We start from the raw sequence: 861 nt of genomic DNA on the forward strand, positions 1-861 counted from the left end.
GTCAGCGGGCGTTGAATACTCCCTGATTGTGGGCATCGAAAATTCCCTGGCCGATGCCTTGGCCCGCGGAGGCGGGACGCACCCCGCACCCTCGGGCTTATCCATCCTCAGCCACCATGCCTGCCGACGGGTCTCGGTCGGGAGTGATGAGGATGGTCCTGCTGGGAGAGCTCCTCATGATCTTGGACCTGCACCGACAGGGCCTGTCGGTTACCGCCATAGCCCGTCGGACTGGGCGCGACCCGAAGACGATCCGCAAGTACATCGAGCGCGGCCTCGAACCGCCGGTCTACGGCCCGCGCCAAGCCGGACGTCCGAGCAAACTCGCGCCCTACCGCGACTATCTGCGCGAGCGCGTCGCCGCCTTCCCCGATCTCAGCGCCGTGCGCCTGACCCGCGAGCTGCGCGAGCGCGGCTATACGGGAGCCTACACCGCCGTGAAGCGGTTTGCCGCCGCGATCCGACCGCCCGAGGCCAAGCCCTACGAGGTCCGCTTCGAGACCCCGGCCGGCCAGCAGGCGCAGGTCGACTTCGCCCGCTTCGCGGTCACCTTCACGGACGCGCCGGGCACGGCCTGCATCGTCTGGCTGTTCTCGCTGGTGCTCGGCCATTCCCGGCACATCGAGGCGCGCTTCGTCCTGCACCAGGATCTGCAGACGCTGCTGCGCTGTCACATGCAGGCGTTCGCCGCCATCGGCGGCGTGCCGATCGAGATCCTCTACGACCGCATGAAGACGGCGGTCACCGGCGAGGAGGCGGCCGGCCACATCGTCTACAACCGATCCCTGCTGGCGCTGGCCAAGCACTACGGCTTCCTGCCCCGCGCCTGTCGCCCCTACAGGGCCAAAACGAAGGGTAAGG

General features: G+C 68.3%; 1 protein-coding gene. It reads left to right on the top strand.

The genetic code is table 11. The annotated features are described in order from the left end of the window. Positions 1–152: 152 nt before the first annotated feature. On the top strand, positions 153–861 hold a 709-nt coding region (gene istA / locus MOX02_RS30790; protein ID WP_210250431.1), incomplete at its 3' end, for an IS21 family transposase.

The organism is Methylobacterium oxalidis, from assembly GCF_007992195.1.
Taxonomy (GTDB): Bacteria; Pseudomonadota; Alphaproteobacteria; order Rhizobiales; family Beijerinckiaceae; genus Methylobacterium; species Methylobacterium oxalidis.